Below are 24,121 nucleotides of genomic sequence, written 5' to 3'. Positions count from 1 at the left end.
TTTTGTATGCGTGCATTACAGCGCGCGGCACGAGGAGCCTGTAACTGGTAACTCTTACAGGGTGGCGTCGATGGACGCCATTGGGGACGTGGCAACGGTTTCTTGATCGACGGGATTGAAAACCGGGCCGCTTTTGCTTATAAAGAGCGCCAGTCTTGCAATATCGTCAGAGGAATGTGCAGCCAGTTGTCACTGGAGCGTCGGACCGGCATGATAGGCGTCGTTGTGCCCGAGGAGGGCCGACGCGACCGCGGCGGGCCAGTCGATGGCGGCGAGCCTTGCGGCGAGCGCGGCGGCCGTGCGGAACATGCCGATGTCGGCACCCTTGGCGTCGATGGCCATCACGTTGCTGCGGACATCGCCGCCCGCGATCATGAACGTGCCCGTCGCGCGTTCGAGATACCAGTCCCAGCCGACCGTCACGTACGCGACGCCGGCACCGGCCGCGCGATGCCATTCGGTATAGCCGGCGAGGCGCGCGTCGATCGCGTTGTCGCGCAGTTCGGCCAGCAGCGACGGGTCGAGGCCGCTCTCGACATGGTCGAGCACAAGGGCGGCCAGTGCGCTTTCTGACAGGCGTACGTAGCCGTCCGGGGACGGGCCGGCGACAGGGTGCAGCAAGGGTGAAGTCATGCGCGGAATGTATCAGCCTCGAAAGGGTGCTGGAACCTGACAAGTATGACAGCGTGACGTTGTCGGAGAAAGAATGGAACTGCGCTGGCAGGATGCCTACCAACAATTCAGCGCCGCGGAAGACGAGCAGCAGCTCTTCCAGCGGATTGCTGCCTATTCCAAGCGGTTGGGGTTCGAATACTGCTGTTACGGCATTCGCGTACCGCTGCCCGTTTCGAAGCCGGCGGTCGCCATCTTCAATACCTATCCGGACGGCTGGATGGCGCACTACCAGGCGCGGAACTATATCGAGATCGATTCGACGGTTCGCGACGGCGCACTCAGCACCAACATGATCGTCTGGCCGGACGTCGACAACATCGACCCGTGCCCGCTGTGGCAGGACGCGCGCGATTTCGGGCTGTCGGTGGGCGTCGCGCAGTCGAGCTGGGCGGCGCGCGGTGCGTTCGGTCTGCTGAGCATCGCCCGTCATGCCGACCGGCTGACGCCGGCCGAGATCAACATGCTGACGCTGCAGACCAACTGGCTCGCGAACCTGTCGCATTCGCTGATGAGCCGCTTCATGGTGCCGAAGCTGTCGCCCGCGGCGGGCGTCACGCTGACCGCGCGCGAGCGCGAGGTGCTGTGCTGGACGGCCGAGGGCAAGACCGCGTGCGAAATCGGCCAGATCCTCAGCATCTCGGAGCGGACTGTGAACTTCCACGTGAACAACATCCTCGAGAAGCTCGGCGCGACCAACAAGGTCCAGGCGGTCGTCAAGGCGATCTCGGCCGGGCTCATCGAAGCACCGTGACGTGACGTTGCGCGACGGCGCCGCCGGAGGCGGCTGCCGCCACGCGGCTCACTCCATCATCGGTTCCACTTCCTTCGCCGTCCAGCTCACGCTGGAAATGCTTTTCTCCATGCTCATCCGGCTCGCGATCTGCTCGAGTTTCTGCTGATCCTTCGGATGCAGCTTCAGCGTCGCGGTGACCTTCAGCCGGTCCGGCTGGTCGGGCACGTCTTCGCTCGTGAGGCTCTGGAACGACAGCGGCTTCGCATACATCGCGTTCGACAGCAGCGTGCGGATGTGGACTTCGTCGGCAGCGAGGCAGATCACGGTAATCTGGTATTCGCGCACGAGGTCGGCGTTCGAGACGGGCGTCGCGTTGATCGCCTGGCTGACGCCGCGCAACACCGTATTGGTGAGCAGCACGACGCCCGTGCCGGCAAGCGCGGGCACGTAGTGGCCGGAGCCGGCCAGCACGCCGACGGCGGCCGAGCACCACAGCGTCGCGGCCGTGTTGATGCCCTGGATCGAGCCCTTGTCGCGCATGATCACGCCGCCGCCGAGAAAGCCGACGCCGGACACGACGTAGGCGGCGATCTGCGTGACGCCCGCCACGCCGTTGCCGGTCAGCACGCCCAGCGTGACGAACAGGCATGCGCCGCTCGCGACGAGCGTGATGGTGCGCAGGCCGGCCGTGCGCTGGCGCATCTGGCGCTCGAGGCCGATGGCGACGCCGCAGGCGAACGCGGTGAAAAGACGGAGTGCGAAATCGAAAGTCATGGTTGTCCTGCCGTGCAAGAAGCGCGTGCCGGCTCGCGTCGCCGCGGCGCAAGGCCGAAGGCGACGCGGCGTCAGCCGTCATCGCGCGGTACTGTACCGCGCGAATGCGTCATTCAAATGTGAAACGGATGGCGTGCGGCTCGCGGAACGCGAGCCGGGGCAGGAGAACTGCGGCGGACAGGCGTTCAGGCGGCAAGCGGCGCACGCAACGGAGTGCTGCAACTGTCCACGATGGTTCCTGAAGGAAGAATGGGCGGCATTCTAGTAGGCGGCGCGCGGCCGCGTCAACCGCCTGGCGGCGCTACTGCGCCGAGCCGATCGTGCCCGTCGCGAGCGCGAGCGCGGCGGCGGCCGACAAGGCGCCGGCATAGCTGTCGACTTCCGCGTTGCGCGCGGCGAGCAACTGGCTTTGCGCGATCGTCGCGTCGGTGACCGAGCCGACGCCGTTCCGGTACGCGGTCAGCGCCGCGTCGTAGCTCGTTTGCGCGGCATCGACGAGCGCCTTCGCGGCGTCGTGCGACGCGAGGCTCGTCTGCACCGCGTTCTGCGCGGCGACGACCTGGCGCACCGCTTCCTCCTTGGTCCGCGTGAGGCGCGCGGATGCGCTTTCCGCGTCGTTGCGCGCCTGCATCAGCACGGCCGAGCGCAGGCCGCCGTCGTACAGCGGGATCGTCACGCCGAGGAACACGCCGCCGCCGTAGCGGCTGCCGTTCAGGTTGACGGTCGGCGCCTGGTCGCCGATCGCGGGCAGCGCGGAGATGGACGTGCCGCCGCTCGCATACGACGTCGACGCGGACAGGAAGATCTTCGGCATGAACGCGGCTTGCGCCGCCTTGATCTTCGCGCGATTGGCCTTTTCGAGCGCGAACGCACCCTGCAGGTCGGGGCGGCGCGCGATCGCGTCCGACACGATCGCGTCGACGGACGAACCGAGCGCAGGCGGCAGCGGCCGCTTCGGCAACGCGGCGATCGTCGGCTTCGACAGCGGCGAGATGCCGAGCGCGGAGACGAGCGCGAGGTAACCGTCGCTCTCGGCGCCGTTGGCCTGCACGAGCGCGAGGTTTGCCTGCGCGCGGTTCTGCGTCGCCTGCGCGAGCTCGACGACCGTGCCGACGCCGTGCTTGAGCCGCGCGCGGGACGCCGCGAGAATCGCATCCGCGTTCGCGAGGCCCTGTTGCGCGCTCAGGGCGCGCGAGCGAGCGGCTTCGTAGCGGTAGTACGAGACCGTCACGTCGTGGATCACCTGCTGGTGCACGGCCGTGAACGCGACGTTCGATGCGATCGACGCCTGTTCGGCCGCTTCGACGCGCGCCGCGCGGCCGCCGAAATCGAACAGCAGCCATTGCAGCGACAGCGCCGAAATCGTCCCGTGCACGCTGGTGTTGCTCGACGAATCGCCGAGGATCGTCGACGTCGAGCCGTGGTTCGCCTGGTACGCGCCCATCGCCGTCGCCGACAGGCGCGGCAGGTATGCGGACTTGGCGAGGCCGACCGCCAGCGCCGCGTTGCGCGCGTCGTTCCATGCGATGCGGGTCAGCGGATTGGCCGATTCGGCGAGATCGATCAGTTCCGGCAGCGTGTACGCATGCGCGGCATCGAGCGCGGCCGGCGGCGGCACCGACGCGAGCGCCGGCGACGCGGGCAGCGTGTAGTCGTGCACACCTTGCACGGCGGCGCGTGGCGGCGCCGCCACGATGTCGCCCGCGGCCGACGTTTGCGGCTGCCACGGGCGGTCGGACGCCTCCGGCGCCAGATCGATCGACGACGTCGCGCAGCCGGCCAGCGCGACGGCGGTCGCGAGCGCGGCGGCGGCGATCGGGGCGGCCGGCGGTTCAGGTACGCGCATGAGGGGCAGGCTCCTTCGGTGTGGCTTGACGGGCGGCGTCGGCGATGTGCGCGAGCCGCGTGTCGATCAGGTTCAGCAGCGCGTCGCGCGCGGGGTCGGTATGGGCTGTGCTCGATGGCGCCGCCGGGGCATTCGCGCGGGGCGCGGTTTCGTCATCGCCCGGCGCGGTCACGCGCGCGAGTTGCTCGCCGATCGCCGCGTCGCCGGGTTTGCGTTCGGCGAGCAGGAACAGCGGGCCTTCGAGCGCACCGAGTTCCGCGAGCGCGCGTCGCCGGGTGGCGAGCCACGCCGCGGCCGGCCGCACCCACGACGGCTCGTAATGGATCAGGCCGAGCTCCTGCGAGATCGCGCCGTGCCGGGCGAACGCTTCGGCGGCCAGCGCGCGCCGTTCGGCCGGCTGCGCGATCTGTGCGATGCGTCGCCACTGGTCGAGCAGCGCGGCGAACGCGGAGTCGATCTGCTTGCCGATGCTGACGGGCCAGATGCGCGTGAACACGAGATACACGACGACGTTGCCGAGCAGGATGCCGATCGTGCGATCGCGCGCGAGCGTCAGGTCGAAGCCGGGGCCGGCGCCCTGGATCACGCACAGGAAGAACGCGAACGCGACCTGGAAACCCGCGTACGCGATGCGCGGCGAGCCGAATGCGACCCACGCGGACAGCCACGCGCCGGCGAAGACGAGCGCCATCAGTTCGCCGATCGACGACAGCGACGGGACGACGAACACGAGCGCGGCGGTGCCGATCAGCGCGCCGACGATGCAGCCGGCGATGCGCAGCGTGAGCTTCTCGACCGTTTCCGCGGTCGAGCCGAGCGACACCATGTAGCAGGTGATGAAGCAGGTATGGATGCCCGACCAGTCGAGTTGCGAGTACAGCAGGTAGCAGAACATTGCCGCTGCCGTCGTTTTCAGCGCATAGCGGACGTGGTCGGGATTGGTGCGCGCGTCGGGCAGGAAGAAGCCGCCGCGCGGGGCTGGTGGTGCGGCGGGTTCCGCCGGTTTGTCGGCGGCGGTATCGGTTGATGGGGCCGATACCGCCGGTGCGTCGGTTGCGGGCGGCTGCGCGAACTGCGTGATCGCGATGTGCAGGTCCGCCGCGACGACGCGTGCGAGCGGCGGCAGTGCACCGGGCGCCGGCAGCGCGAGCGTCACGTCGACCGGATAGCCGCCCTGTTCGAGGATCGCGGCCATCTCGTCGAGCGTCGCCGCGATCGGCGTGGCGAATGCGTCGGGCAGCCGCGCCGCCGGTTCGCGATCCGCAAGCGCGACCGCGACGAGCAGCGCGGTGCTCGTCGCGACGGCCTGCCGCAACGCGACGACATCGGCACTGGGCGACGAACCTTCGAACTTCGACAGCTTCAGCCACGTGAGCAGCTGCTTGTCGCCTTCGCGCAGGCTGGCATCGAACGCGTCGCGCGCGCCGCCGTCGCCGCGCAGCCGCCGCGCGGCGAGCCGCAGCCGTTTCGCGAGCTGCGCGTGCGCGAGCTTGCGCGGCGACGGCGCGATCAGCAGGTTGACGACGATCGCGACGCCGACGGGGATCGCGACCATCAGCCACGCATAGAGCAGCGCGCGCGTCGCGGCTTCGCCGACCGGCGCCAGGCCCAGCTCGTCGAGCCCGAAGCCGACGATCATCGCGAGAATCGCGCCGACCGGGCGCAGCTTGCTGGCGGACGTCAGGTAGAGCAGGCCGACCGACAGCACGGCCATGCACGCGACGCGCAGCACCGAATACTCGATGCTGAAGATCGCGACGCCGATCACGAGCGCGATCACGAGCGTGACGAGCAACAGCATCGCGACCGCGAGCACGGCGCTCGTCACGCGATCGGCGCGGTTCAGGAAGAACACGACATACGCGGAAATCGCGGCTTCGGGTGTGCCGTATCCGCTCGTCACGAGCACGACGAGCGCACAGATCAGCGCGACGCGCACGGCCATGGCCGCGCGCCCCGGAAACGGCGCGAGCAGCCGCAGGACTTCGCGCGGGCCCGGCGAGCGGACGTCAGCGGCAGGCTGAGCCATGCCGGACCTCGACGATCGCGCTCGCGCCGACGCGCACGAGCTTGCCGTCGGGTTCGTCGAGCTTCACGCGCACGGGGAAGCGCTGCGCGACGTGCACCCAGTTCACCGAGCGCTGCACGATCGGCAGCGAGCGCGGCAGGTTGATGCGGTCGCTGTCCGCGATGCCCGCGCCGATGCCGACGACCTTGCCCGTCATCGGGCGGTCGCGGTCGATCATCGAATAGACGGTCGCGCAGTCGCCCACCGCGATGCGATTGAGCGACGTTTCGCGGAAATTGCCGACCGCGAACCATTCGCTCGCGTCGATCAGCGTGAAGATCGACTGGTTCGGCGCAAGCGTTTCGCCGGGGAGCACGCTCAGGCCTGTCACGAGCCCGTCGTGCGGCGCGCGCACGACCGTATCGTCGAGCGCATGCCGTGCGCGGGCCAGCGCCGCTTCGCGCGCGTGCAGCGTCGCGATCGCGTCGGCGTCGTCGCCGATCGTCTGCGCGGACGCGCGCTGTTGTTCCCGCGCCTGTGCGAGCGAGACGGACGCGTCGCGCTGGCGCACCTTCGCCTGGTCGAACTGCTGCGCGCTGACGTAGCCCTGCGCGGCGAGCGGCGCGAGCCGGTTCACGTCACGCGTCGCGAGATCGTAGTTCTGCGTCGCGCGCTTGACCTGCTCGGCGGCGACGGACGCGTTCGAACGCTCGCCGATCAGCGAACGGCGGCGTGTGTCGAGCGACGCGCGCGCGAGTTCGAGATCGGCCTGCGCCTGCGCGACGGTCAGCCGGTACGGGACGGGATCGATCACGTACAGCAGGTCGCCTTTCGCGACGCGCTGGTTTTCATGCACCGCGAGCTGCACGAGGCGGCCGCCGACCGGCGACGCGACGTGCACGACGTCCGCGTCGATCGACGCGTCGTCGGTGGACGGGTAGGCCGTCGTGCGGTGGTACGCGTACGCGAGCGCCGCGATGCCGAGCGCGACGATCGCGAGCGCGATGACGCGGCCTTTCACGGAGGGGCGGGCGATGCCGGCGGCCTTCATGCGAACGGCCCCGTGCCGGTGAGCCAGACGAGCACGGCGACCACGAGCCCGATCGCGGTGCAGACGGCGAGTTGGTAGGGCACCGTCGCGGCCCAGCCGGTCGCGACGAATACGCGGTGCGCGACGATCGCGCCGACGATGCCGACGATCGCGCTGACGAGCCACAACGGGAAGTACGCGCCGAACAGCACGTAGGACGGCGCGCCGCGCGATGCACAGCCCGCGAGCGGCAGGGCGGGCGCGAGGACGGCGGCGATACGCAGCGGCGCGCGCGGCGTTGTTGTTCTCATGGTGTGACGAGCTCGACGTTGGGGGTGGATGCCGGGCACGGCGCAATGCGGATCGTCGCAACCGGCCGGGCCGCGACGACGATTTCAGGATACGGGGCCGATCATAAATCAGCGTAATGCGGATCGCCAGCGATCCGGCGCGCGTCCACGGCAGGGGTCGGGGCCGATCGTGGCCGCGCCATCGGTCATGCCGGACGGTCCGGCAGTGCGTGTCGGCAGCGATGATCGGACCGCCGCAATTCTGCCAGCACCCGCTCGCGCAGGGTTGCGAATGGACTGTCAAGGATCGTCAGACGAAATCGTGCAGCGGGGTTTGCCATGTCGACGCAGCGGCAATTGGCGCGCAAACCGCTGATTGCCGCTCGAACGCATGCGAATCAGTCCGGCTGGCCGCGTGCGTCCTCGACGAGCAGGCCGGCGAAATCGCGCGCGAAACGCGGAGGCGCATCGAGATCGGCGAGCAGATCTGCAGCCGGCGCTCGGCCCGGTCGTCTTCGAGCGCGACGAGGCGCGGCGCCATCGTCTTCGCATGACGGCGCGCGGTGCCTTCGGGCAGCACGCGACGTTTGCTTCGATCATTCGGCAGGCCGTCTCGAAGTTGCCGACCTGGATGCGCCTGCGCAGCGTGAGCAGCACTCCGCCGGCGACGATGCCGACGTCGATCAAGCCTGCCTGCGCAGCGCGCACGATGTCGGGGCTCACCCGTTCCTGCATGGCGATGTCACGTGCGGATGATCGACGAGACAGCGGCGCCGCACCGCCGGCCGCGACCCGTCGTCGCGGCCGGGATCTGTGTACCATCGTGCGTAGGGTGCGACGCGCGGCACCGGGCATGGCGGCCCGATGCCGCGCGCGTCGCGGAAGCGGTCGTGCAACGAAGGTGAGCGTTCCATGCGAAGTTTCTTTGTCCGGTTCATTGCGATCGGCGTGCTGTTCCATCTGTACGTCGGGATGCGGATCATTCCCGATGCGTTCGTGTCGCCGCTCGCGCGCACGATCGCGGCGCTCGTGCTGGCGAGTTTCGTCGTCTTGATTCCGGTCGGGATGTTCTCGCGCCGCTTCGACGAAGGGTGGGCGGCGACGCTGGTCGGCTGGGCGGGCGCACTCGCGATGGGCTTCTTCTCGTCGCTGCTGGTGCTGACGTTCCTGCGCGACATCGTGCTGCTCGGCGTGCTCGCGTGGCGGCATCTCGGGCATGACGGCGCATGGAGCGGCGCGGCGCCCGACACGGCGCTCGGCGTGCTGGCGGCCGCGGTGCTCGTGACGGCGATCGGGTTCGTCGGCGCGCGCCGCACGGCGGCGGTCAAGCGCGTGTCGATTCCGGTCGCCGGCCTGCCGGCCGCGCTCGACGGGCTGACGATCGTGCAACTGTCCGACATCCACGTCGGCCCGACGATCAAGCGGCCCTACATCGAACGGATCGTGCGCGCGGTCAATGCGCTCGACGCCGACCTGGTGGTCGTGACGGGCGACGTGGTGGACGGTTCGGTCAAGCGCCTGCGCGAACATACGGCGCCGCTCGGTCAAATGCGCTCGCGGCACGGCACCTTCCTCGTGACGGGCAACCACGAGTACTACGCGGGTGCGCATGCGTGGATCGACGAATTTCGTCGCATCGGGCTGACCGTGCTGCTGAACGAGCACGTGCTGATCGAGCGCGGCGGCGCGCGGGCGGTGCTCGCGGGCGTGACCGACTTCACGGCCGGCGGCTTCGATCCCGCCCATCGCAGCGATCCCGAGCGGGCGTTGGCCGGTGCGCCGCCCGACGTCGGCACGAAGATCCTGCTCGCGCACCAGCCGCGCAGCGCGGAAGCGGCGAACCGCGCGGGCTTTACCGTGCAGTTGTCGGGGCACACGCATGGCGGCCAGTTCCTGCCGTGGCCGCCGTTCGTGCGTCTGCAGCAGCCGGTGATCGGCGGGCTGAACCGCATCGGCGACATGTGGCTGTATACGAGCCGCGGCACTGGGTACTGGGGGCCGCCGAACCGCTTCGGCGTGCCGTCCGAGATCACGCTGATTCGGCTGACACGCGGGTAGCCGGTGGCCGAGGACGGCCGTTACGCGACGCGAACGCGCATCGCGCGCCCCGCGGTTTCCTTTCGTCGGGAATGACAGCGCATGGCGGCGTGCGGCGCCGTTGGCTAGTATGCAGACATGCGCGTTCGCTCCGTTCCTTGCCCGTTCCTGCCGACATGTCGACGCCCGATCTCTTCGCTGATACGCCCGTGCCCGACGTGGACTGGTACCCGGACTGGCTGGCGCCGCCCGACGCCGATCGCGCGCTGGCCGCGCTGATCGACGAGGTCGCGTGGCGGCAGGACACGATCCGTACGCCGCGCGGACGCATTCCGTTGCCGAGGCTCACCGCGTGGCAGGGCGAACCGGATGCCGTGTACGTGTACTCCGGAATCCGCAACGTGCCGGAGCCATGGACGCCGGCCGTGCTCGGCCTCAAGCATGCGGTCGAGGCGACGTGCGGCGTGCGTTTCAACAGCGTGCTGCTCAATCGCTATCGCAACGGGCTGGACAGCCTCGGCTGGCATGCGGACAACGAATCCGAACTCGGCGATGCGCCGGTGATCGCGTCGGTGAGCCTCGGCGCGATGCGGGTGTTCGATCTTCGCCATCGCGCGACCGGCGTCACGCATGCATACCGCCTCGTGCATGGCAGCCTGCTCGTGATGCGCGGACGCACGCAGGCCGAATGGCAGCACCGCGTGCCGAAGGCGCCCAGCGTACAGGGCGAACGCGTCAACCTGACCTTCCGGCGCGTGTCGATGGCGGCCGAATAGGTCGCACCCCGTTTCCGTGATTCGCGAAAGGCCAATGCAAGCCATCGCGCGTGCGGCACGTTGCCGCACGAACGCGATGGCGGGCCGGCCGACGTGTCGCTCAGCCCCGTCCCGCAAGGCTTTGAGTCAGATTCGATCGAACGGGCGGTTCCGATAGATGAGTGAAACCTCTGATGGTGCGTCGCAACAATCGCTGATTAGACTGTGGAATGGCAGAAGCGCGTCGGCACACCGGCGCGCCCCCTTTTCGACATGCCTCCGTGCGTTGCCGATGCAGCGCGCAACGGGGCAGGAGCACAACGCGTGACCGTATTCGACCCTTCCTTCGAACCCTCGCTGCACGTCTTCGAGCAAGACGGCGGATGGCAATGGGCGCTGACGGTGAAGCGGGCGACCGGCGTCGGCGTGAAAGTCGTGGCGTTCAGCCGCGAAGGCTTTCGCGGCGAAGCCGAGGCATACGCCGCTGGCCAGCTTGCCCGCGCCGAATATGACGCCGCCGTGACGGCCTGACGTCGTCGCGGCGATCCGGCGCGGGGATCGCCTTCCTCTGTGCCGTCCGTTGCCGGACGGCGCTTTTCCGACTGCTTCCGTTTTTTCTCCAGGCGCGAAATGCGACCGTTTGCCGGCATTCGCTGTGCCAAATGGTCCGTGCCGTTCGACACAGGCATGCCTATGCCGCCTTCGATGCGCGGGCATCGCGTCAACGATGCGACACGCGTGGCGAAAGTCTGCACGCAGGCTCATGACCTCCCGAGCAGGTGCGAACCACATATCGCACGAGGGAGCGTGGAAAACGCCGATTCATATCGTAATAAGATATGAGGTTATTGCATCGGCGAGACAATGACGTCCCGCTTTCCTGAAAGGAGCTATCCGTGCAACTGACCCAGTTAGGCGGGCATGTCGCCCAATCCGGCATCGCCGAACGGCAAAAACACGCGCAGGCGCTGATGTTCGGGATGGCGAACATCGACGAGTACATGTCCGGCGGCGTCTGCTACGACGCCGCGGCCTACGTGCGGTATCTGCTGCGCGCGGACGCGATGATCACGCCCGCGGCGCTGCTCGACACGATCGGCCAGTCGTGGAGGACGCGCTTCAACTTCGAGACCGGCACTCAATGGGACGGGCGCGCGAGCATTCCGGCGGGCACCGCGGTCGGCTTCGCTCGCGGCGCGAATGTCTTTCACGCGGCGATTGCCGTCGGCGGCACCCGGATCCGCGGGATCAACGGCGGCCTGCTGGGCGCCGGCTGGCTGCATCCGGTCGATCTGGCACGCGTGCTGCAGCCGGATCCGGCCGGCGGTTTTGCGTACGACCGCACGACCATTCGTGTTTATCTGTCGCGCCTGTAGGCGGTCCGACGTCAAGTTCCGTGCTGCTGGCCGTCGTCCGGCCGCGTGCCGTGGGCGGGCGCCGTGCGGTCAGCGCGCTGGCGTCCGGCGATTTCTGCATGGCGTCGCGCGGTCCAACGCTGCTATCCTCTCGACCTTGAATGACGCGTCATGGTGGCGTGGACGCGCATGCTGCGTCGCGGCGCCGCGCGCCGGTGCGAGCCCACGCGCGCACTGAGGTAGCATGACTGAATATCCACGACGATCGATGACCTGTTTCGTGACCGATTTCCTTCCGTCCATGTCCACATGGTCAAGACAACGATGAGCGGTGCACCCGATCCGGCGGCGCCCGGCGACGAAGAATCGTCGGGCGGCGCTTCGTCCTATCTGGTGCCGGGGCTCGAACGCGGGTTGCGGATCCTCGCCGAATTCTCCGCGCGCGAGCCGGTGCTCGGTGCGCCGGAACTGTCGAAGCGCATCGGCATTCCGCGCACCACGACGTTCCGCCTGCTGCAGACGCTCGAGGCGCTTGGTTTTCTCGAACGCGTGAACGGCGATCGCTATTTCCGGCTCGGCGTCGGCGTGCTCCGGCTCGGCTTCGAATACCTGAATTCGCTCGAACTGACCGATCTCGGCACGCCCGTGCTCGAACGGCTGCGCGATTCGACCGGCCTGTCGACGCACCTGCTGATCCGCGACCAGCGCGACGTGGTGTTCGTCGCGAAGGCGCAGAGCAATGCGTCGATGTTCGGTTCGGTGAAGGTGCACGTCGGCACGCGCCTGCCCGCGCATGCGACCGTGCACGGCCACGTGCTGATGGGGGACCTGACGCGCGATGCGATGCGGCAGCTCTATCCGGAGAAGAAACTCGAACAGTTCACCGAGCGCACGCCCGGCACCGTCGACGAACTGTACGAACGCGTGCGTCATTACGCTCGGCTCGGCTATGCGGTCAGCGAGGCGGCGTTCGAGAGCGGCATTTCGGCCGTGACCGCACCCGTGCGCGATCATTCGGGCTCGATCGTCGCGGCGATCACCGCGACGGTGCCGCGCTCGGAGATCGGCGAGGCCGGCGAGAAGGAGCGGCTCGTCGAGGCCGTGTGCGGTGCGGCGGTCGACCTGTCGCAACGGCTGAACTATCGTCCGCTCGAAAGCGACCCGACGTTCGCGCATGCGCGCCACAAGGTCGCGATGTTCTGACGCTCGCGTATCGATCCGGCCGCCGCGCGCGGCATTGCAGACGACAAGAGCGGCCCGCGGGCCGCTCTTGTCGTTTTCGGGCGCCGAAGCCCGGTGCCCGAACGCGTTCAGAACGAATGATGAATCCCGGTCAGCACGATCACCTGGTTCGCGGTGCTCGACACGCCGGCCGTGAAGAACGCGGCCTTCGCGCCGCCGGAAGCGTGTTCATAAAGCACGTTCGCATACAACTGCGTGCGCTTGGACAGCGCGTAGATGTCGCCGAGTTCGACCTGCGTCCAGCGGCGGCCGGCCAGCGTCGTGGTTGCCGCGCCGCCCGCGATCGTGTTGAACGCGCTGCTGCGGTAGTTCACGCCCGCGTCGTAGCTCTGGAACGTGTCGGAAAACCCGTTCGACTGCATCTTCACGCGCGTGTAGAGGCCGTGCACGAGAAAGTCGCCGATCTGGTAGGACGCGCCCGCGCCGATGTTCTCGACCTTGCTGGCGAGATAACCGTTCGCGGTGTTCTGCCCCTGGAACGACGTGATGCCCGTCTGGCCGATCAGGAGCGAGCGATCGTGCTCGTTCGAGTAGACGGCCGACGCCTTGAACGGCCCGTTCGCATAGTTCAGCGCGACGCCGACCGATTTGCCGGTCGAGAAGTTCGTCGTGTTGCCGAGCGCGAGCGTCGCCGCGGCCGAAAAGCCCGCGAAGGTCGGTGAACGATACTTGATCGAATTGTTGTACGGCACGTTGCCGGTCGCGGCGAGCCCGTCGATGTTGCCCGGATGGAACGCGTACCAGCTCATCGCGAGGTACGCGGTGCTGAGCGGGTCGAGATAGTCGAACGCCAGCGGCGTCTGGCGGCCGAGCGTCAGCGTGCCGTAGCGCTCGGCGCCGAGGCCGACGAACGCCGCGCGATTCCAGATCGTGTTCGCGGTCGCGAACTGGCCGTTGTTCGTATAGAAGCCGTTTTCCAGCTGGAAGATCGCCGACAGCCCGCCGCCGAGATCTTCCTTGCCTTTCAGGCTCCACCGGTCGGGCTGCGTATTGCCCTGGATCATCGCCCACTTCGCGTGGCCGCCGACGTTGTTCACGTACGCGACACCCGCGTCCATGCTGCCGTACAGCACCACGCTGCTCTGCGCCCACGCGCCCGACGCGGCGCTCATTCCGATGACTGCTGCTGCTACCGCATGCTTGACCATTTTGTCTCCTGGCTCTCCAACCTGATGAATACGTGTCGTGACGGCCTGCGCGGGGACGGCCGACCGTCGCGCATGTTCATCGCCGCATGGGCATTTGTATGTTCCATATAAGGAACGACGTGCCTCTGGTGGAATGGAGTATAGGGGCGCCGAACACCGTATCAAAAATAAATTTTTCGGGACGGATGGGCGCCGTGCCGACGCACGCTCATACGGCGCGATGCGTGGGAAAAGCCGATAAATCCACGTCACATAACAAAAAATTACATTCGCTCAGGCAGGCGAAAGCGTTCGTCGACCTCCCGGTCGGTGTTTTCCCTAGGACACGCAGCTTTTTGTTCTACTCGCGGAAAGTCGCTCCTATAATCACCATCCATAAACTGATGTTCCTGATATGGAACAAAACGGAACAAACCGAGAGTCGATCAGAAGGAAGGGTGCGAGATGTCTGAGCAATGGATTTGTGCCGGTCACGCCGGCGCGCTGTCGGAAGACACGCCGATCGAGTTCAAGCGGACCGACGGCGTGGAAATCGGGATCTACCGCGTCGGCGACGACGTGTATGCGCTCGAGAACGTATGCCCGCATGCGTATGCGCTGCTGACGCAGGGGTTCGTCGACGAAGGCACGGTCGAATGCCCGCTGCACGAGGCCGTGTTCGACATCAAGACGGGCGAATGCCTGAAGGGCCCCGGCGGGCGCGCGCTGAAGCAGTACGCGGTGCGCCTCGCCGGCGAGGAAATCCAGATCAAGGTGGACTGAACATGAAAGAAGCGACCGTCAACTTCAATCCCTTCCTGAAGCCATGGGTGGCGCCGCAGCCGAACAACGTCGCGGGCAAGGGGCAGATCGAGATCCCCGGCCAGGTCGAGAACCTGGTCTGGCAGAACCGCAAGGCGGAACCCACCCAGTACGAGAACGACCTCGGCGATGCGCTCGAACGCGTGTTCGAGAGCGGCGCGACCGAACTGGACGATGTCGTCGCCGGGCTGAACCGCATCGGCTTTCGCGCGCCGGACGGCACCGCATGGACCGTGGAGCGTTTCCGCGCCGAAATGGCCTCGCTGGCGGAATGAGCGCACCGACCGCGCCGCGCGCCTGAGCGCCGACCCGACAACCGCATCCGGAGCACACTGATGACGTCCCCCGACCAACACGAAACCCAACACGACCCGGTCCGCGACTACCTCGATCGCGGCATCAAGAACTACTGGTATCCCGTCGCGCCGAGCTGGCAGGTGTCGAACGCGCCCGTCGGCGTCACGCGCCTGTCCGAGCAGATCGTGCTGTGGCGCGATCACGACGGCAAGGTCCATGCGCTGGAAGATCGCTGCCCGCACCGCGGCGCGCGCCTGTCGCTCGGCTGGAACCTTGGCGGCAACATCGCGTGCTGGTATCACGGCATCGAAGTCGACGGCGGCGGTACGGTCAACCGTGTGCCGGCGGTATCGAACTGTCCGCTCGAAGGCACGAAGTGCGTGAAGTCGTATCCGGTCGAGGAGAAGGCCGGCGCGATCTTCCTGTGGTTCGGCGACGAAGCGCACGGCGAGCCGGCGCCGCTGAATCTGCCGGAAGAACTGGTCGCCGACGAGTACGGCCACTTTCTGTGCGTATCGAACTGGAAGTGCAATTACCAGTACGCGATCGACAACGTGATGGACCCGATGCACGGCGCGTATCTGCATGCGACGTCGCACTCGATGGCCGAAGGCGACAAGCAGGCCGACATGCGCGTGCGCAAGACGGAAACGGGCCTGATGTTCGAGAAGATCGGCCAGCGCGACGTGAACTTCGACTGGGTGGAACTCGGCGAAACGGGCTGCCTGTGGATGCGTCTCGCGATTCCGTACAAGCAGAAATTCGGCCCGGGCGGCAACTTCGGGATCATCGGCTTCGCGACGCCGGTCGACGGCGACCACTGCCAGGTCTATTTCTGGCGTACCCGCAAGGTCAGCGGCTGGCAGCGCGACGTGTGGCGCTTCATGTACCGCAACCGCCTCGAAGGCCTGCACTGGGACGTGCTCGAGCAGGACCGCTACGTCCTCGAAAGCCTCGCGCCGCATGCGCGCGATCACGAATACCTGTACCAGCACGACGTCGGCATCACACGTGTGCGCCGGATGCTGCGCCAGCGTGCGCAGGAACACCTGTCCGCGCTCGACGCGCATCGTGCGGCGCATGCCGCCTCGGAGCACGCGAATGGCTGAGTTCGCTTCGGTCGTGGCATTGCCCGGTCGCCGCGTGCTCGTCACGGGCGGCGCGCGCGGTCTCGGCGCGGCGTTCGTGAAGGCGCTGGTCGAAGCGGGTGCACAGGTCGCGTTCGGCGACGTGCTCGCGGAAGAGGGCCGCGCGCTCGCCGCGCAGCTCACGCAAGCCGGCCACGCCGCGCATTTCTTCGCACTCGACCTTGCCGATCCGGCCAGCATCGACGCTTTCGTCGCGCAGGGCGCGGCGGCGCTCGGCGGCATCGACGCGCTGATCAACAACGCGGCGATCACGAACTCGGGCGGCAAGCTGTCGACGGAGCTCGACGTGGCGACCTGGGACGCCGTGATGAACGTGAACGTGCGCGGCGTGTGGCTCGTCAGCAATGCAGCGCTGCCGCACCTCGCTCAGTCGGGGCGCGGCGCGATCGTGAATCTTGCGTCGGATACCGCGTTGTGGGGCGCGCCGAAGCTGCTCGCGTACGTCGCGAGCAAGGGCGCGGTGATCGCGATGACGCATGCGCAGGCACGCGAGTTCGGCGCGCACGGCGTAACGGTCAACGCGATCGCGCCAGGGCTCACCGAAGTCGAGGCGACCGCCTACGTACCGGCCGAGCGCCATGCGTTCTACCTGCAGGGCCGTGCGCTGACGCGCGCGCAGGTGCCCGGCGACGTGACGGGCCCGGTGCTGTTCCTGCTGTCGGACGGCGCGCGCTTCGTCACGGGTCAACTGCTGCCGGTCAACGGCGGCTTCGTAATGAACTGAATTGAAGTTTTCACTCGGAATGAAGGAGAGGACGATGGCGGACGCCGATTTCGAACGCAAGTCGTGGGACCAGCCGGAAGGCACAAGCTTCAACGACTGGATGGAAGGGCGCGTCGCGCGCTACGCGACGCGGCGCTACGACTGGGACGCGCTGAAATTCCAGGCCGACTACGACCCGAAGTACCGCCGTGCGCAGATGCGCTACGTCGGCACGGGCGGCACGGGCGTCGCGAAGGACGTCAACACGGTGCCGGCCGGCAACTTCACGTTCTCGACGATGGTCATCCCGGCCGGCAACATCGGCCCGAGCCACATCCATATCGACGTCGAGGAAATCTTCTTCGTGCTGCGCGGCAAGATGAAGGTGATCTGCGAGCGCGACGGCGAGACCTGGGAAGCGGTCCTCGGCGAGCGCGACCTGATCTCGGTGCCGCCCGGCGTGTATCGCACGGAAATCAACATCGGCGAGGAAGATGCGCTGATGTGCGTGATGCTCGGTTCGCCGAAGCCGATCACGCCGACGTATCCGCCCGATTCGCCGCTCGCGAAGATCAAGCGCTGAGACGGGGCGGGTGAAGCAATGAGTGTCATCGACAAACGCGAACGCGACCGCACCGCGGCGTTCGCCGCGCTGCTCGGGCAGTTTCCCGAACAGCGTTGCGAAGCCGGCGCGGCGGGCACGATCGGCTACCGTGAGGCCGGCGCGCGGCAGGCGGGCCGCGCGCTGCCCGCCGTGCTGCTGCACGGGATCGGCTCGGGCGCCGCATCGTGGGTGTGCCAGCTCGATACGCTCGGCGCATCGCGCCGCGTGCTCGCGTGGGATGCGCCGGGTTACGGCGTGTCGACGCCCGTGCACGGCGCGTCGCCAGCCGCCGCCGATTACGCGGCATCGCTGAACGCGTGGCTCGAGGCACTCGGCATCGAACGCTGCGTGCTGGTCGGTCATTCGCTCGGCGCGATCATCGCGGGCGGTCTCGCCCGTATGATGCCCGCGCGGATCGCCGGCCTGCTGCTGGTGTCGCCCGCCGGCGGCTACGGCAGCGCACCGGCCGACACCCGCGAATCGCGCCGCGACGCGCGGCTCGCGATGCTCGCGGAACTCGGCCCGGCCGGGCTCGCCGAGCAGCGCAGCGGCAACATGGTGTCCGGTTTCGCGAACGAGGAGGCGCGGGCGTGGGTGCGCTGGAACATGGCGCGCATCGTGCCGGCCGGCTATGCGCAGGCCACGCATCTGCTTGCGAACGCCGATCTCGCGGCCGATCTCGCCGGCTTTCGCGGCCGCACGGCCGTGGCCGTCGGCGCGCACGATGCGATCACGCCGCCCGCCGCGTGCGAGCGGATCGCCGCGGCCGCGCGTGTCGGGCTGCAGGTGATTCCGCAGGCCGGGCATGCCGGTTATGTGGAAGCGCCGTCCGTCTATTCCGCATTGATCGAAGGTTTCTGCCGGCAGTGCGATGCGCAGTGGGGGCTGGCATGAGCGAACCGCTGCAACAAAACGAATCCGACAACGCGAAGGCCGAAGCCAGCTACGTGGTGCCGGGCCTCGAACGCGGGCTGCGGATCCTCGCCGAATTCTCGCCGCGCGAGCCCGTGCTCGGCGCGCCCGAGTTGTCGAAGCGACTCGGCATTCCACGCACGACGGTGTTCCGTCTGCTGCAGACGCTCGAATCGCTCGGCTTTCTCGAACGCGCGGACAAGGATCGCAACTACAAGCTCGGCATCGCGGTGCTGCGGCTCGGCTTCGAATACCTGAGTTCGCTGGAGCTGACCGATCTCGGCCTGCCGGTGATCGAGAGCCTGCGCGATGCGACCGGCTTCACGACGCACATCGTGATTCGCGACGGCCGCGACGTGGTGTTCGTCGCGAAGGCGCAGAGTCAGTCGCCGGTGTTCAGCTCGATCCGCGTGAACGTCGGCACGCGGCTGCCCGCGCATGCGACGACGCACGGCCACGTGCTGATGGGCGACCTGTCGCTGAAGGAACTGCATGCGCTGTATCCGGAACGCGTGCTGAACCGGATGACGAGCGCGACGCCGGAAACGGTCGACGCGCTGTACGACGTGATCCGCGAGGACGCACTGCGCGGCTACGGCGTCAGCAATTCGTCGTTCGAACGCGGGATCTCGGTCGTCACGGCGCCGGTACGCAACGAGACGCAGAAGATCGTCGCGTGCATCACGGTGACGGTGCCGAGGCCGGAGATCGACGCGACGCTAATCGCGGACGGGCTGATCGACAAGGTGCAGCGCGCGGCGGCGGAATTGTCGCGACGGCTCAATTACCGCTCGGATGACGAGCACACGTTCATGAAAGCTTTAGGACTGAAATGAGACCCCCACGCATGCTTCGCACGCTGCCCCCCGACGGGGCGATCAATCTTCTTGGGGCGGCCCGGCGAGGACTGACGACATGATTGAGATCGATCTGACCGGGCAGGTGGCGGTGGTGACGGGCGGTTCGTCCGGCATCGGCCTCGCGACCGCCGAACGGTTCCTGCAGGCGGGCGCGTCGGTCGCGATCTGCGGCCGCGACGGCGAGCGCCTCGCCCGCGCCGAAGCGATGCTGCGCGACAAGTACGCAGGCGAACGACTGCTGGCCGCGCGCTGCGACGTGCTCGACGAAGCCGACGTGACCGCATTCGCGCAAGCGGTGTCCACGCGTTTCGGCCGTGCCGACATGCTGGTCAACAATGCAGGCCAGGGCCGCGTGTCGACTTTCGCCGATACGACCGACGACGCCTGGCGCGAAGAACTCGAATTGAAGTACTTCAGCATCATCCGTCCGACGCGCGCCTTCCTGCCGCTGCTGCGCGATGCGGCCGCGCCGACGATCACCTGCGTGAACTCGCTGCTCGCGCTGCAGCCGGAGCCGCACATGGTCGCGACGTCGTCGGCGCGCGCCGGCGTGCTGAGCCTCGTGAAATCGCTCGCGACCGAACTGGCGCCGCAGCGCATCCGCGTGAACTCGATCCTGATCGGCATCGTCGAGTCGGGGCAGTGGCGCCGCCGCTACGACACGCAGGCGCAGCCCGGCGAAAGCTGGGAAGACTGGACGGGCGCGCTCGCCCGCAAGAAGAACATTCCGCTGAATCGCTTCGGCAAGCCCGACGAGGCCGCCTGGGCACTTTTTTATCTCGCAACGCATCTGTCGTCCTACACGACGGGCAGCCATATCGACGTTTCTGGAGGCTTTGCACGCCATGTCTAAAAAAACCACGGTTGGCGAGCTGATTGCCGCCTTTCTCGAGCAGTGCGGCGTGAAAACCGCGTTCGGCGTCATCTCGATCCACAACATGCCGATCCTCGACGCGATCAACTCGCGCGGCAACATCCGCTATGTCGGGGCGCGCGGTGAAGCCGGCGCGCTGAACATGGCCGACGGGCTGGCCCGCGTGTCGGGCGGGCTCGGCGTCGCGTTCACGAGCACGGGCACGGCGGCCGGCAATGCGGCCGGCGCGATGGTCGAGGCACTGACGGCCGGCACCGCGCTCCTGCACGTGACCGGGCAGATCGAGACGCCGTATCTCGACCGCGATCTCGCGTACATCCACGAAGCGCCCGACCAGTTGTCGATGCTCGACTCGATCTCGAAGGCCGCGTTCCGCGTGCGCACCGTCGAAACCGTGCTGCCGACGATCCGCGAAGCCGTGCGCATCGCGCAGACCGCGCCGACGGGCCCCGTGTCCGTCGAGATTCCGATCGACATCCAGGCGGCCGAAATCGAATGGCCGGAAGATCTCGCACCCGCCCACGTCGCGGTGCGCGAGCACGACACCGCGCGCGTCGCGAAGCTTGCCGACGCACTCGCGGCCAAGCGCCGCCCGCTGCTGTGGCTCGGCGGCGGCGCGCGCCATGCACGCGAGGAAGTCGAACGCCTCGTGAAGCTCGGCTTCGGTGTCGTGACGAGCGTGCAGGGCCGCGGCGTGCTGCCGGAAGATCACCCGGCGACGCTCGGCGCGTTCAACGTGCATGCGTCGGTCGAAGCGTTCTACAAGACCTGCGACGCGCTCGTCGTGGTCGGCTCGCGCCTGCGCGGCAACGAGACGCTGAAGTACAAGCTCGCGCTGCCGCAGCCGCTGTTCCGCGTCGATGCCGACGCGCTCGCCGACAACCGCGGCTATCGCAACGAACTGTTCGTGCATGGCGATTCGAAGCGCGTGCTGGCTGAACTGGCCGACCGCCTCGAAGGCCGGCTGTCCGTCGATCCGCAATTCGCGGCCGATCTCGCGGCGGCCCGCGAAGACGCGGTGGCCGACGTGGCGAAGGGCCTCGGGCCGTACAAGAAGCTCGTCGATACGCTGCAGGGCGCCGTCGGCCGCGACTACAACTGGGTGCGCGACGTGACGATCTCGAACAGCACGTGGGGCAACCGCCTGCTGAAGATCTTCGAGCCGCGCTCGGGCGTGCATGCGCTCGGCGGCGGCATCGGCCAGGGCATCCAGATGGGCATCGGCGCGGCGCTCGCGGGCGCCGCGGCGAAGACGGTCTGCCTCGTCGGCGACGGCGGCCTGATGGTCAACGTCGGCGAACTGGTCACGGCCGTGCAGGAAAACGCGAACGTGATGATCGTGCTGATGAACGACCAGTGCTACGGCGTGATCCGCAACATCCAGGACGCGCACTACGGCGGCCGCCGCTGCTTCGTGCAACTGCACCAGCCGGATTTCGCGCAGTTCTGCGCGAGCTTCGGCCTCACGCACTACCGGATCACGTCGCTCGACCAGGCCGAGGCGGTCGTACGCGAAGGGATCGCGAAGGAGGGGCCGGTGATGGTCGAGGTCGACATGCTGTCGGTCGGCTCGTTCGCGTCCGCCTTCGCGGGCCCGCCGGTGAAGCAGGAAGCGCCGACGGAGCGCCAGTATGCATAACGGGCAAAAGCGGGCGCACGCCCCGGTCGACATCGCGATGATCGGCTTCGGCGCGATCGGCGCGGCCGTGTACCACGCGGTCGAGCACGATGCGTCGCTGCGCGTCGCGCACGTGATCGTGCCGGAACACCAGCGCGCGGCGGTACAGCGTGATCTCGGCGGCGCGGTGGAGGTCGTGTCGTCGGTCGACGCGCTGGCCCGCCGCCCCGAGTTCGCGCTCGAATGCGCGGGCCACAGCGCGCTCGTCGATCACGTCGTGCCGCTGCTGAAGGCCGGCACCGACTGCGCGGTCGCGTCGATCGGCGCGCTGTCCGATCTCGCGCTGCTCGACGTGCTGTCGCAGGCCGCCGACGAAGGCGGCACGACGGTGACGCTGCTGTCGGGTGCGATCGGCGGCATCGACGCGCTGGCGTCCGCGAAGCAGGGCGGCCTCGACGAAGTGCTGTACGTCGGCCGCAAGCCGCCGCTCGGCTGGCTCGGCACGCCGGCCGAGGCACTGTGCGACCTGCACGCGATGACCGAAGAGAAGGTGATCTTCGAAGGCACCGCGCGCGACGCCGCGCGGCTCTATCCGAAGAACGCGAACGTCGCGGCGACGGTCGCGCTCGCGGGCCTCGGGCTCGACGCGACCCACGTGCGCCTGATCGCCGATCCGGCGGTCGCGCGCAACGTGCATCGCATCACCGCGCGCGGCGCGTTCGGCGAGATGTCGCTGGAAATGAGCGGCAAGCCGCTGCCCGACAACCCGAAGACGTCCGCGCTGACGGCGTACAGCGCGATCCGCGCGCTGCGCAACCGCGCGGCCCGCTGCGTGATCTGACCGGACCATCGAGCGTTCGCCCGCGCCACGGCGAGGGCGGATGCGCAGAGACAGATTTGTGGGATTGGTGACATGACTTCTTTCGATACGAGCCTCGTGCCCGACGGCAACATCCTGATCGGCGGCGAGTGGCGGCGCGGCCGTGGCGCGCCTTACACGAGCATCTATCCGGCCGACCAGTCGGTGAACATGGAAGTGTCGACGGCGAACGCGGAAGACGCGGCCGACGCCGTCGCGGCCGCCGACGCCGCATGGCGCCGCGCCGACTGGGCCGGGCTCAAACCGCACCAGCGCGCGCAGGTGCTGTACCGCGTCGCGGACCTGATCATGCAACGCCACGAGGCGCTCGCGCACCTGCAGCGCCGCGACAACGGCAAGCCGATCGGCGAGACGCGCGTGCTGGTAGCCAGCGCCGCGAACACGTTCCGCTATTTCGCGGCCTGCCTCGAAACGCTCGACGAAGAACTGACGCCGTCGCGCGGCGATTACCTGACGATGAGCGTGTACGAGCCGATCGGCGTGATCGCGGCGATCACGCCGTGGAATTCGCCGATCGCGTCCGACGCGCAGAAGCTTGCGCCGGCGCTGGCCGGCGGCAACGCGGTGGTGCTCAAGCCGGCCGAGGTCACGCCGCTCGTATCGCTCGCGCTGGCGCGCATCTGTGAGGAAGCCGGCGTGCCGAAGGGCGTGCTGAGCGTGCTGCCGGGCAAGGGTTCGGTGATCGGCGACGTGCTCGTGCGCCATCCGCTGGTGAAGAAGGTGTCGTTCACCGGCGGCACCGACGTAGGCCGCGGCATCGCGCGCATCGCGGCCGAGAAGCTGATGCCCGTGTCGCTCGAACTGGGCGGCAAGTCGCCGACGATCGTGTGCGACGACGCCGATCTCGATCACGCGGTCAACGGCGTGCTGTACGGAATCTTCAGCTCGTCGGGCGAGGCGTGCATCGCCGGGTCGCGGCTGTTCGTGCAGCGCGCGGTGTACGACGCATTCATGCAGCGCCTGGTGGCCGGCGCGCGCAAGCTGCGCGTGGGCGACCCGACGCGGCCCGACACGCAGATGGGCCCGCTGATCACCGCGAAGCATCGCGAGTCGGTGGAACGCTACGTCGCGCTCGGGCTGGAAGAAGGCGGCCGCCTGCTGTGCGGCGGCGAGCGGCCGACGGGCGACGGGCGCGAGCACGGCTTCTTCTATCAGCCGACGATTCTCGAGGGCTTGCCGAACAGCGCGCGCATCTGCCAGGAGGAAATCTTCGGGCCGGTGCTGGTCGCGATGCCGTTCGACGACGAAGCGTCGCTGATCGCACAGGCGAACGACAGCGTGTTCGGCCTCGCGGCCGGCATCTGGACGCGCGACTACAAGCGCGCGTGGCGCATCGCGCGGGCGCTGGAGACGGGCACCGTGTGGATCAATACGTACAAGCTGTTCTCGATCTCCACGCCGTTCTCGGGCTGGAAGGAGAGTGGGATGGGGCGCGAGAAGGGGCGTCTCGGCATCCGCGAATACATGCAGCAGAAGAGCCTCTACTGGGGCTTGAACGACGCGCCGCTGCCGTGGGCGAACTGAGCGAAGG

At 68.0% G+C, this 24,121-nt stretch carries 25 protein-coding genes; 17 read left to right on the top strand and 8 right to left on the bottom strand.

What is annotated here, in order from left to right:
* Nucleotides 1-189: 189 nt before the first annotated feature.
* On the bottom strand, nt 190-633 hold the full coding sequence (locus CFB35_RS24070; protein WP_059584866.1) for a DUF4902 domain-containing protein: 444 nt from the start codon (nt 631-633) through the stop codon (nt 190-192).
* A 73-nt stretch (nt 634-706) separates the two neighbouring features.
* Here CFB35_RS24070 and CFB35_RS24065 point away from each other — a divergent pair, with 73 nt between their 5' ends.
* Entirely contained in the window at nt 707-1,426 is a 720-nt protein-coding gene (locus CFB35_RS24065) for an autoinducer binding domain-containing protein (protein ID WP_059584867.1), read from the top strand.
* Nucleotides 1,427-1,474: 48 nt separating this feature from the next.
* On the opposite strand, the gene CFB35_RS24060 is transcribed toward CFB35_RS24065, so the two are convergent.
* The 6 genes from CFB35_RS24060 to CFB35_RS35440 all read right to left on the bottom strand — a co-directional run bounded on the left by CFB35_RS24060 (nt 1,475) and on the right by CFB35_RS35440 (nt 7,936).
* Nucleotides 1,475-2,182, bottom strand: a complete 708-nt coding sequence (locus tag CFB35_RS24060) for an MgtC/SapB family protein (protein WP_059639689.1) — start codon at nt 2,180-2,182, stop codon at nt 1,475-1,477.
* A gap of 301 nt (nt 2,183-2,483) precedes the next feature.
* The gene (locus tag CFB35_RS24050) at nt 2,484-4,028 is read right to left on the bottom strand and encodes a TolC family protein (RefSeq protein WP_089465629.1); all 1,545 of its coding nucleotides are present in this window, start codon (nt 4,026-4,028) and stop codon (nt 2,484-2,486) included.
* Nucleotides 4,015-6,057, bottom strand: a complete 2,043-nt coding sequence (locus tag CFB35_RS24045) for an FUSC family protein (protein ID WP_089465628.1) — start codon at nt 6,055-6,057, stop codon at nt 4,015-4,017. Before CFB35_RS24045 ends, CFB35_RS24050 begins: the two co-directional genes overlap by 14 nt.
* Nucleotides 6,038-7,087: a multidrug transporter subunit MdtN gene (mdtN, locus tag CFB35_RS24040; RefSeq protein ID WP_089465627.1), complete on the bottom strand. Its 1,050-nt coding sequence runs from the start codon at nt 7,085-7,087 to the stop codon at nt 6,038-6,040. The genes CFB35_RS24045 and mdtN overlap by 20 nt, the downstream gene beginning before the upstream one ends.
* Nucleotides 7,084-7,377, bottom strand: coding sequence for a hypothetical protein (locus tag CFB35_RS24035; RefSeq protein ID WP_059584872.1), 294 nt, complete (start codon nt 7,375-7,377; stop codon nt 7,084-7,086). Before CFB35_RS24035 ends, mdtN begins: the two co-directional genes overlap by 4 nt.
* Before the next feature lie 289 nt (nt 7,378-7,666).
* Nucleotides 7,667-7,936, bottom strand: a complete 270-nt coding sequence (locus CFB35_RS35440; RefSeq protein WP_059584873.1) for a hypothetical protein — start codon at nt 7,934-7,936, stop codon at nt 7,667-7,669.
* Nucleotides 7,937-8,268: 332 nt separating this feature from the next.
* Here CFB35_RS35440 and CFB35_RS24020 point away from each other — a divergent pair, with 332 nt between their 5' ends.
* From CFB35_RS24020 to CFB35_RS24000, 5 genes are all read left to right on the top strand, one after another.
* Nucleotides 8,269-9,414, top strand: a complete 1,146-nt coding sequence (locus CFB35_RS24020) for a metallophosphoesterase (RefSeq protein WP_059584874.1) — start codon at nt 8,269-8,271, stop codon at nt 9,412-9,414.
* A 155-nt stretch (nt 9,415-9,569) separates the two neighbouring features.
* Nucleotides 9,570-10,169: an alpha-ketoglutarate-dependent dioxygenase AlkB gene (locus tag CFB35_RS24015; protein WP_059584875.1), complete on the top strand. Its 600-nt coding sequence runs from the start codon at nt 9,570-9,572 to the stop codon at nt 10,167-10,169.
* A gap of 303 nt (nt 10,170-10,472) precedes the next feature.
* Complete coding sequence (locus CFB35_RS24010) at nt 10,473-10,679, top strand: hypothetical protein (protein ID WP_059585120.1); 207 nt, start codon at nt 10,473-10,475, stop codon at nt 10,677-10,679.
* Between the two features lie 365 nt (nt 10,680-11,044).
* Entirely contained in the window at nt 11,045-11,524 is a 480-nt protein-coding gene (gene tecA / locus CFB35_RS24005) for a type 6 secretion system effector deamidase TecA (RefSeq protein WP_059584876.1), read from the top strand.
* A 288-nt stretch (nt 11,525-11,812) separates the two neighbouring features.
* Nucleotides 11,813-12,706, top strand: a complete 894-nt coding sequence (locus CFB35_RS24000; protein ID WP_059584877.1) for an IclR family transcriptional regulator — start codon at nt 11,813-11,815, stop codon at nt 12,704-12,706.
* A 107-nt stretch (nt 12,707-12,813) separates the two neighbouring features.
* Here CFB35_RS24000 and CFB35_RS23995 read toward each other — a convergent pair whose 3' ends face one another.
* Nucleotides 12,814-13,893, bottom strand: coding sequence for a porin (locus CFB35_RS23995; protein WP_059584878.1), 1,080 nt, complete (start codon nt 13,891-13,893; stop codon nt 12,814-12,816).
* A gap of 444 nt (nt 13,894-14,337) precedes the next feature.
* Here CFB35_RS23995 and CFB35_RS23990 point away from each other — a divergent pair, with 444 nt between their 5' ends.
* The 11 genes from CFB35_RS23990 to CFB35_RS23940 all read left to right on the top strand — a co-directional run bounded on the left by CFB35_RS23990 (nt 14,338) and on the right by CFB35_RS23940 (nt 24,114).
* Entirely contained in the window at nt 14,338-14,655 is a 318-nt protein-coding gene (locus CFB35_RS23990; protein ID WP_059584879.1) for a non-heme iron oxygenase ferredoxin subunit, read from the top strand.
* 2 nt (nt 14,656-14,657) lie between these two features.
* Nucleotides 14,658-14,969, top strand: a complete 312-nt coding sequence (locus CFB35_RS23985) for a recombinase-like helix-turn-helix domain-containing protein (protein ID WP_059584880.1) — start codon at nt 14,658-14,660, stop codon at nt 14,967-14,969.
* A gap of 60 nt (nt 14,970-15,029) precedes the next feature.
* Nucleotides 15,030-16,100: an aromatic ring-hydroxylating dioxygenase subunit alpha gene (locus CFB35_RS23980; RefSeq protein WP_059584881.1), complete on the top strand. Its 1,071-nt coding sequence runs from the start codon at nt 15,030-15,032 to the stop codon at nt 16,098-16,100.
* Complete coding sequence (locus tag CFB35_RS23975; protein WP_059584882.1) at nt 16,093-16,863, top strand: SDR family oxidoreductase; 771 nt, start codon at nt 16,093-16,095, stop codon at nt 16,861-16,863. Before CFB35_RS23980 ends, CFB35_RS23975 begins: the two co-directional genes overlap by 8 nt.
* A 34-nt stretch (nt 16,864-16,897) precedes the next feature.
* On the top strand, nt 16,898-17,425 hold the full coding sequence (locus CFB35_RS23970) for a cupin domain-containing protein (RefSeq protein WP_059584883.1): 528 nt from the start codon (nt 16,898-16,900) through the stop codon (nt 17,423-17,425).
* Between the two features lie 18 nt (nt 17,426-17,443).
* Nucleotides 17,444-18,340, top strand: coding sequence for an alpha/beta fold hydrolase (locus tag CFB35_RS23965; RefSeq protein ID WP_059584884.1), 897 nt, complete (start codon nt 17,444-17,446; stop codon nt 18,338-18,340).
* On the top strand, nt 18,337-19,194 hold the full coding sequence (locus tag CFB35_RS23960) for an IclR family transcriptional regulator (protein ID WP_059609058.1): 858 nt from the start codon (nt 18,337-18,339) through the stop codon (nt 19,192-19,194). The genes CFB35_RS23965 and CFB35_RS23960 overlap by 4 nt, the downstream gene beginning before the upstream one ends.
* Before the next feature lie 79 nt (nt 19,195-19,273).
* Nucleotides 19,274-20,071: an SDR family oxidoreductase gene (locus CFB35_RS23955; RefSeq protein ID WP_059584886.1), complete on the top strand. Its 798-nt coding sequence runs from the start codon at nt 19,274-19,276 to the stop codon at nt 20,069-20,071.
* A complete protein-coding gene (locus CFB35_RS23950; protein WP_059584887.1) occupies nt 20,064-21,731 on the top strand; it encodes a thiamine pyrophosphate-binding protein in 1,668 nt (555 codons plus the stop codon). The genes CFB35_RS23955 and CFB35_RS23950 overlap by 8 nt, the downstream gene beginning before the upstream one ends.
* Nucleotides 21,724-22,551 (top strand): aspartate dehydrogenase, encoded by an 828-nt coding sequence (locus CFB35_RS23945; protein ID WP_059584888.1) that lies wholly within the window; start codon nt 21,724-21,726, stop codon nt 22,549-22,551. The genes CFB35_RS23950 and CFB35_RS23945 overlap by 8 nt, the downstream gene beginning before the upstream one ends.
* Nucleotides 22,552-22,623: 72 nt before the next feature.
* Nucleotides 22,624-24,114: an aldehyde dehydrogenase gene (locus tag CFB35_RS23940; RefSeq protein WP_059584889.1), complete on the top strand. Its 1,491-nt coding sequence runs from the start codon at nt 22,624-22,626 to the stop codon at nt 24,112-24,114.
* Nucleotides 24,115-24,121: the final 7 nt, after the last annotated feature.

It is taken from the genome of Burkholderia sp. AU16482, assembly GCF_002223285.1.
GTDB lineage: Bacteria > Pseudomonadota > Gammaproteobacteria > Burkholderiales > Burkholderiaceae > Burkholderia > Burkholderia semiarida.
Note: the sequence above shows the minus strand (reverse complement) of the source record. Positions and strands in the feature narration are given on the sequence as shown.

Bases quoted from the DNA above. Each gene is read 5' to 3' on its own strand.
- CFB35_RS24035 (WP_059584872.1), bottom strand. From the start codon at position 7,377: ATGAGAACAACAACGCCGCGCGCGCCGCTGCGTATCGCCGCCGTCCTC.
- CFB35_RS24065 (WP_059584867.1), top strand. From the start codon at position 707: ATGGAACTGCGCTGGCAGGATGCCTACCAACAATTCAGCGCCGCGGAA.
- CFB35_RS23975 (WP_059584882.1), top strand. From the start codon at position 16,093: ATGGCTGAGTTCGCTTCGGTCGTGGCATTGCCCGGTCGCCGCGTGCTC.
- CFB35_RS24060 (WP_059639689.1), bottom strand. From the start codon at position 2,182: ATGACTTTCGATTTCGCACTCCGTCTTTTCACCGCGTTCGCCTGCGGC.
- CFB35_RS24020 (WP_059584874.1), top strand. From the start codon at position 8,269: ATGCGAAGTTTCTTTGTCCGGTTCATTGCGATCGGCGTGCTGTTCCAT.
- CFB35_RS23985 (WP_059584880.1), top strand. From the start codon at position 14,658: ATGAAAGAAGCGACCGTCAACTTCAATCCCTTCCTGAAGCCATGGGTG.
- CFB35_RS24015 (WP_059584875.1), top strand. From the start codon at position 9,570: ATGTCGACGCCCGATCTCTTCGCTGATACGCCCGTGCCCGACGTGGAC.
- CFB35_RS23980 (WP_059584881.1), top strand. From the start codon at position 15,030: ATGACGTCCCCCGACCAACACGAAACCCAACACGACCCGGTCCGCGAC.
- CFB35_RS23950 (WP_059584887.1), top strand. From the start codon at position 20,064: ATGTCTAAAAAAACCACGGTTGGCGAGCTGATTGCCGCCTTTCTCGAG.
- CFB35_RS23995 (WP_059584878.1), bottom strand. From the start codon at position 13,893: ATGGTCAAGCATGCGGTAGCAGCAGCAGTCATCGGAATGAGCGCCGCG.
- CFB35_RS23955 (WP_059584886.1), top strand. From the start codon at position 19,274: ATGATTGAGATCGATCTGACCGGGCAGGTGGCGGTGGTGACGGGCGGT.
- CFB35_RS23960 (WP_059609058.1), top strand. From the start codon at position 18,337: ATGAGCGAACCGCTGCAACAAAACGAATCCGACAACGCGAAGGCCGAA.
- CFB35_RS24045 (WP_089465628.1), bottom strand. From the start codon at position 6,057: ATGGCTCAGCCTGCCGCTGACGTCCGCTCGCCGGGCCCGCGCGAAGTC.
- CFB35_RS23945 (WP_059584888.1), top strand. From the start codon at position 21,724: ATGCATAACGGGCAAAAGCGGGCGCACGCCCCGGTCGACATCGCGATG.
- CFB35_RS24050 (WP_089465629.1), bottom strand. From the start codon at position 4,028: ATGCGCGTACCTGAACCGCCGGCCGCCCCGATCGCCGCCGCCGCGCTC.
- CFB35_RS23970 (WP_059584883.1), top strand. From the start codon at position 16,898: ATGGCGGACGCCGATTTCGAACGCAAGTCGTGGGACCAGCCGGAAGGC.
- CFB35_RS23940 (WP_059584889.1), top strand. From the start codon at position 22,624: ATGACTTCTTTCGATACGAGCCTCGTGCCCGACGGCAACATCCTGATC.
- CFB35_RS23990 (WP_059584879.1), top strand. From the start codon at position 14,338: ATGTCTGAGCAATGGATTTGTGCCGGTCACGCCGGCGCGCTGTCGGAA.
- CFB35_RS23965 (WP_059584884.1), top strand. From the start codon at position 17,444: ATGAGTGTCATCGACAAACGCGAACGCGACCGCACCGCGGCGTTCGCC.
- CFB35_RS24000 (WP_059584877.1), top strand. From the start codon at position 11,813: ATGGTCAAGACAACGATGAGCGGTGCACCCGATCCGGCGGCGCCCGGC.
- CFB35_RS24070 (WP_059584866.1), bottom strand. From the start codon at position 633: ATGACTTCACCCTTGCTGCACCCTGTCGCCGGCCCGTCCCCGGACGGC.
- mdtN (WP_089465627.1), bottom strand. From the start codon at position 7,087: ATGAAGGCCGCCGGCATCGCCCGCCCCTCCGTGAAAGGCCGCGTCATC.